This is a genomic window from Streptomyces sp., from assembly GCF_031178505.1.
In the GTDB taxonomy this organism is placed as follows: Bacteria; Actinomycetota; Actinomycetes; order Streptomycetales; family Streptomycetaceae; genus Streptomyces; species Streptomyces gulbargensis.
In genome coordinates this window covers 1-4,223 of sequence record NZ_JAPSIW010000622.1, presented here as the reverse complement: position 1 = coordinate 4,223, position 4,223 = coordinate 1, and the positions used below count along the sequence as shown (strand labels likewise).

At 74.1% G+C, this 4,223-nt stretch carries 4 protein-coding genes; 2 read left to right on the top strand and 2 right to left on the bottom strand.

Translation table 11 applies throughout. From position 1 onward, the window contains the following. Positions 1–751 (bottom strand): inositol monophosphatase family protein (locus RIF68_RS29155; protein WP_309054277.1); only part of this gene is annotated, 751 nt, incomplete at its 3' end. An 11-nt stretch (positions 752–762) separates the two neighbouring features. Continuing rightward, positions 763–1,890 (bottom strand): ferrochelatase, encoded by a 1,128-nt coding sequence (locus tag RIF68_RS29150; protein WP_309054276.1) that lies wholly within the window; start codon positions 1,888–1,890, stop codon positions 763–765. 237 nt (positions 1,891–2,127) lie between these two features. On the opposite strand from RIF68_RS29150, the gene RIF68_RS29145 reads away from it, so the two are divergent. Next, a complete protein-coding gene (locus RIF68_RS29145) occupies positions 2,128–3,408 on the top strand; it encodes an MFS transporter (protein WP_309054275.1) in 1,281 nt (426 codons plus the stop codon). Further along, a partial coding sequence (locus RIF68_RS29140; RefSeq protein ID WP_375165754.1) for an FAD-binding protein occupies positions 3,329–4,223 on the top strand: 895 nt, incomplete at its 3' end. The genes RIF68_RS29145 and RIF68_RS29140, both read left to right, overlap by 80 nt.

The following is a 4,223-nucleotide window of genomic DNA, read 5'->3' as shown; positions in this document are numbered from 1 at the left end:
AGAGGCCCTGAGGGGCCGCCACGACCAGCTCCCCGGACTCGGGCTCGCCCGGCCGGCCGCCGGTCAGCGCACCGGCCTCACGGGCGATCAGGGCACCCGCCGCGAGGTCCCAGGGGTTCAGCCCTCGCTCGTAGTACGCGTCGACGCGGCCGGCGGCGACGTCGCAGAGGTCGATCGCCGCCGAGCCGCCGCGCCGGATGTCGCGCACGCGCGGGATCACGTGCCGGACGACCTCCGCCTGGTGGGCGCGGCGCTCCGGGAGGTACCCGAAGCCGGTGGCGACGAGGGCCTGGCCGAGTTCGGGCGCGGGGCGGACGGCGAGGGGACGCTCGCCGCAGCGGGCGCCGCCGCCCAGCACCGCGTGGTACGTCTCGCCGCGCATCGGTGCCTCGACCACGCCGACGACGGTCTCGCCGTCCCGTTCGGCGGCGATGGAGACGCCCCACGAGGGCAGGCCGTAGAGGTAGTTCACGGTGCCGTCGAGCGGGTCGATCACCCAGCGGACGCCGCTGGTGCCGGCGGTGGCGGCGCCCTCCTCGCCGAGCAGGCCGTCCTGCGGCCGGTGCTCGGCGAGGAAGCCGGTGATCAGCTTCTCGGCGGCGATGTCCATCTCGGTGACCACGTCGACCGGGCTGGACTTGGTCCGGGCGACGGCCAGGTCGGCCGGCCGGCCGTCGCGCAGCAGCGCGCCGGCCCTGCGCGCGGCCTCCAGGGCCAGCTCGTGCAGTTCGGTGAGCAGGGGGTCGGTCACGGGGTGGCTCCTCAGGCGTAGGGACTGTCGGCGCCGGCCGCGGCCGGCCGCTCCGCCCGGGCCGGGCAGCAGCCGACGGGGCACAGGTCGTGGGAGGCCCCGAGGGTGCCGAGGGCGCAGCGCTCCACCCGCAGGCCGCGCTCGGTCGCGGCCCGCTCCAGGAGGAGGTCGCGGACGGCGGCGGCGAAGCGGGGGTCGGCCCCGACGGTCGCCGAGCGGCGGACCGGCAGTCCGAGCTCCTTCGCCTTGGCGGCGGCCTCGGTGTCGAGGTCGTACAGGACCTCCATGTGGTCGGAGACGAAGCCGATCGGGACCATGACGGCGGCGGGCGCCCCGGCGGCGCGCAGCTCCTCCAGGTGGTCGCAGATGTCGGGCTCCAGCCAGGGGATGTGGGGGGCGCCGCTGCGGGACTGGTAGACGAGCCGCCAGGGGTGCGAGACACCGGTCTCCGCGCGGACGGCGTCGACGACGAGGCGGGCGACGTCGAGGTGCTGCTTCACGTAGGCCCCGCCGTCGCCGTGCTCGGTGACCGGGCCGGAGGTGTCGGCGGCGGAGTCGGGGATGGAGTGGGTGGTGAAGGCCAGGTGGGCCCCGGCCCGTACGGACTCGTCCAGCTCCGCGAGGGAGGCGAGGACGCCCTCGACCATCGGGCGGACGAAGCCGGGGTGGTTGAAGTAGTGGCGCAGCTTGTCGACCCGGGGCAGCGGGAGCCCCTCCGCCTCCAGGGTGGCCAGCGCGTCGGCGAGGTTCTCGCGGTACTGGCGGCAGCCCGAGTAGGAGGCGTACGCGCTGGTGGCGAGGACGGCGATGCGGCGGCGGCCGTCGGTGACCATCTCGCGGAGGGTGTCGGTGAGGTACGGCGCCCAGTTCCGGTTGCCCCAGTAGACCGGCAGGTCGAGCCCGGCCTGCGCGAAGTCCGCCCGCAGCGCGTCGAGCAGCGCGCGATTCTGGTCGTTGATCGGGCTGACGCCGCCGAAGAGGAAGTAGTGCTGCCCCACCTCCTTGAGCCGTTCCTTGGGGATGCCGCGGCCACGGGTCACGTTCTCCAGGAACGGGACCACGTCGTCCGGGCCCTCGGGGCCGCCGAACGAGAGCAGGAGCAGGGCGTCGTACGGGGCGGGATCGTGCTGATCGGACATGGCACCGATCCTCCCACCCGCCACCGACACCCGGTGGTGCGGCCCGGCCGGAACCGGCCGCCCGTCCCCCGCCGGCCGCCCGTCGCCGGCCGCCCGCGCCGCGCCCCGGCCGCGCGGGCCCGGCCGGGGGAAAGGGGGATGCCGCATCAAGTTCAACACCGTAGGCTTTAGCTATTAATTGCACGTGTCGACTCGTCGCGCCGCCCCGCGCCGCAGCACGAGGATCGGGAGCCCCCTTTGCCCAGTCCCTACCGCGCGATCTTCTCGGCGCCCGGCACCGCGTCGTTCTCGGTGGCCGGTTTCTTCGGCCGGATGCCGCTGTCCATGATGGGCATCGGCATCGTGACCATGATTTCCCAGGTCACGGGCCGGTACGGGCTCGCGGGCGCCCTGTCGGCGACCCTCGCGATGTCCGCGGCCGTCCTCGGTCCCCAGGTGTCCCGGATGGTCGACCGGTACGGCCAGCGCCGGGTGCTGCGGCCCGTCACGCTGGTCTCCCTCGCCGCCGCCACCGGCCTGCTCCTCTGCGTCCAGCAGCAGGCCCCCGACTGGACCCTCTTCGTCTTCACCGCCGTGATCGGCTGCGTGCCCAGCGTCGGGGCGATGACGCGGGCCCGGTGGGCGGAGATCTACCGCGGTGACGGGCGCAGCCTCCACACGGCGTACTCCTGGGAGTCGATCGTCGACGAGGTCTGCTTCATCTTCGGCCCGATCGTCTCCATCGGCCTGTCCACCATCTGGTTCCCCGAGGCGGGACCGCTGCTCGCCGGCGTGTTCCTCGCGGTGGGCGTCTTCTGGCTGACCGCGCAGCGCGCCACCGAGCCGAGCCCGCACCCGCACCGGGACGGCCGGGGCGGTTCGGCGCTCCGCTCCCCGGGGCTCCAGGTCCTCGCCCTGGCCTTCGTCGCGACCGGCGCCATCTTCGGCTCGGTGGACGTGGTGACCGTCGCCTTCGCCGAGGAGCAGGGCCACAAGGCCGCCGCCAGCCTGGTGCTCGCCGTCTACGCGCTGGGCTCCTGCCTGGCGGGCGCCGTCTTCGGACTGCTCCACCTCAAGGGCGAGCCGTCCCGCCGGTGGCTCCTGGGCATCTGCGCGATGGCCGTGAGTATGATCCCCCTCCTACTGGCCGGGAACCTGCCGTTGCTGGCCGTGGCGCTCTTTGTCGCGGGCCTGTCCATCGCACCGACGATGGTGACCACGATGGCCCTCGTCGAAGCGCACGTACCGCGCACCAAGCTGACCGAGGGCATGACCTGGACGGGTACCGGGCTCGCGATCGGCGTGGCGCTCGGCTCCTCGGCCGCCGGCTGGGTGGTCGACGCGTCGGGGGCGGAGGCGGGGTACGTGGTGCCCGTCGTCTCGGGCGCGCTCGCGGTCGTGGTGGGAGTCCTCGGACACCGCCGGCTCAGCAGGCCGGCGCCGAACCGGGAGGGGCAGCGTGAGCGGGACGACGACAGCGGGACGGACGGGGCCGACGGGGGCACGGAGGCCCGGGACGGCGAGCGCCCCGTGGCGTAACTGGGCGGGGAACGTCTCCTCCCGCCCGGTGCGGGAGGAGAGCCCGGCCTCGGCCGAGGAGCTCGCCGAGGTGGTGCGCCGGGCCGCCGAGGACGGGCTGCGGGTGAAGACGGTCGGCACCGGCCACTCGTTCACCGCCATCGCGGCCACCGACGGGGTCCTGGTCCGGCCCGGACTGCTCACCGGCATCCGGCGCGTCGACCGCGAGTCGATGACGGTGACGGTCGAGTCCGGCACCCCGCTCAAGCGGCTCAACGTGGCTCTGGCCCGCGAGGGCCTGTCGCTCACGAACATGGGCGACATCATGGAGCAGACCGTCGCCGGCGCCGTCTCCACCGGCACCCACGGCACGGGTCGCGACTCCGCCTCGATCGCCGCGCAGATCCGCGGGCTCGAACTCGTCACGGCCGACGGCCGGCTGCTCACCTGCTCGGAGAAGGAGAACCCCGAGATCTTCGCCGCCGCCCGGATCGGGCTCGGCGCGCTCGGCGTGATCACGGCGATCACCTTCGCCGTGGAGCCGGTCTTCCTGCTCACCGCGCGGGAGGAGCCGATGAGCTTCGACCGGGTCACCGCCGAGTTCGACGCCCTGCACGCGGAGAACGAGCACTTCGAGTTCTATTGGTTCCCCCACACGGACAACTGCAACACCAAGCGCAACAACCGCAGCGCCGGTCCCGCGGCTCCACTCGGCAGGGTCGGCGGCTGGATCGAGGACGAGCTGCTCTCCAACGGCGTCTTCCAGCTGGCCTGCTCCCTCGGCAGGGCGGTGCCGCCGGTGATCCCCGCCCTCGCCAAGGTCTCCAGCCGCGCGC

Bases quoted from the DNA above. Each gene is read 5' to 3' on its own strand.
- RIF68_RS29150 (WP_309054276.1), bottom strand. From the start codon at position 1,890: ATGTCCGATCAGCACGATCCCGCCCCGTACGACGCCCTGCTCCTGCTC.